Below are 1,601 nucleotides of genomic sequence, written 5' to 3'. Positions count from 1 at the left end.
CCGATTATTAACCTGATCTTGGCCGGGTTGATCTTTGGTATAGCCCGCGAGTTGACCGGGGGATTATGGTGGCCGATTGGAATGCACCTAACGTGGAACTATCTCCAAGGCAACATTTACGGCTTCAACGTATCCGGTACAACTGTGGATGACTCCATTCTCTACACAACGGACAAAGGCCCCGCTTGGCTGTCCGGCGCTTCGTTCGGCATCGAGGGCAGCTTGATTTCGATTATTATGCTGCTGGCGGGTATTACAGTTGTTTACTTCCTATATCGGAGAAAAAACAGAGCATAGCGTTAGAGCGAGCCGCTTAGGAATTGGCTCTGAATTTAGAGAAGCCCAACGTTTTGTACACGTCGGGTTTCTTTTTTTATTGAAAGACTGCTGGTGTGTTGGCTTGCTGGTTTTAGCTTGCTTTGCTTGCTGGCTTTCTTAGGGCATACCCGCAACAGTTGCTGTTGTAAATCAGCAAGATCAATAAAACGCCAAGCAGCTCTTCATTACATGCACAATCCGTTTGCTTACTGGGGCATCCGTTAAAGGATGGGTAATATAGCCGATGAGATGGCGGGAGCTAGCGAAATTCCTCATGAGCGTGAGCCACATCTCGAACAACATACAGCAGTGCAGGTCGATGTGTGTCAAAGTGCTCCAAACCGCATCAAAATGTAAAAGTACAGGTTGATCAGCCCATTTCATCTGTTTTTCCCCCTCAAAATGCAAAAGTGCAGGTTGTTTCGCCAAAATCAGCCAATAACAGCACTTTAGGAGCATTTCAAATGCACATTTGCATTTTGATGTCATAAATCGTCAATAAGGCGACAGACAAACTGCAGTTTTACATTTTGTTCTATATGAACAGCAAACCTGTTTCTCATTATAGCGAATCAGATTGCATTTTCGTAATAATATAGAAAAAAGCTGCCGAGAAATTCTCGACAGCTTTGGCTGATCAAATGATTATTGCGGCGTTTCGCTTGAAGATGATGATGTTGGTGTTGGGGCTGGAACCACTTCAGGCTCCTCTGTGCTCTCGGCTGCTGGAACCTCTTCAAATTTATGTCCGCAGGAAGGACAAAACTTGGTGTCGATCGGCACCACTTTTCCGCATACGCAATCCTTCTCATCCTTGATTTCCATAATTTTTTCTTCCAGCTCATCGATCTCTTGCTGCAAGGCTACAATCTGCTCGCTCGATTTAGTGATGGCCGGCTCGGCAGCAGTCAAATCATTGGACAAATTCGCTTGAAATACGGCTTCACCGATTTGAATATAGTTCTTCTCAATATCTTTGCGCTTTGCCGAAATTTGCGAGTTGAGACGAACTACCTCTACCGACTCCTTCGCTTTATCCGCCGCCTTAGAAGCGCCTTCCTTCAACTTGTCGAAAAAACCCATAATAATCCACTCCTCATCATGTACTTATATTTAGAATAACGGAAAAAAGAGTTGATGTTTGTAGGAATATGTCGATTGATCACCAAATTATTTTTGCCCGACAGCTTACCTTACTAAAGTCTATTCGCTCTATGATCGTCTCATGACGAAGTATGCGGCATACTAGCCGCACACCTTAATCATTTGCTCCATCGAGCTGC

The 1,601-nt window shown here is 44.7% G+C and carries 3 protein-coding genes; 1 reads left to right on the top strand and 2 read right to left on the bottom strand.

All coding sequences use genetic code 11. The annotated features are described in order from the left end of the window. Nucleotides 1-297: CPBP family intramembrane glutamic endopeptidase (locus tag TX77_RS10625; protein WP_044505078.1), on the top strand; the 297-nt coding region annotated here is incomplete at its 5' end. A gap of 180 nt (nucleotides 298-477) precedes the next feature. On the opposite strand, the gene TX77_RS10620 is transcribed toward TX77_RS10625, so the two are convergent. Both TX77_RS10620 and TX77_RS10615 read right to left on the bottom strand, forming a co-directional pair. Continuing rightward, nucleotides 478-702, bottom strand: a complete 225-nt coding sequence (locus tag TX77_RS10620; RefSeq protein ID WP_042171550.1) for a hypothetical protein — start codon at nucleotides 700-702, stop codon at nucleotides 478-480. Between the two features lie 261 nt (nucleotides 703-963). Then, on the bottom strand, nucleotides 964-1,401 hold the full coding sequence (locus TX77_RS10615) for a zinc ribbon domain-containing protein (RefSeq protein ID WP_049917358.1): 438 nt from the start codon (nucleotides 1,399-1,401) through the stop codon (nucleotides 964-966). Between the last annotated feature and the right edge of the window lie 200 nt (nucleotides 1,402-1,601).

Source organism: Megasphaera massiliensis, assembly GCF_000455225.1.
Lineage (GTDB): Bacteria > Bacillota > Negativicutes > Veillonellales > Megasphaeraceae > Megasphaera > Megasphaera massiliensis.
This window is presented reverse-complemented; position numbering and strand designations above follow the sequence as displayed.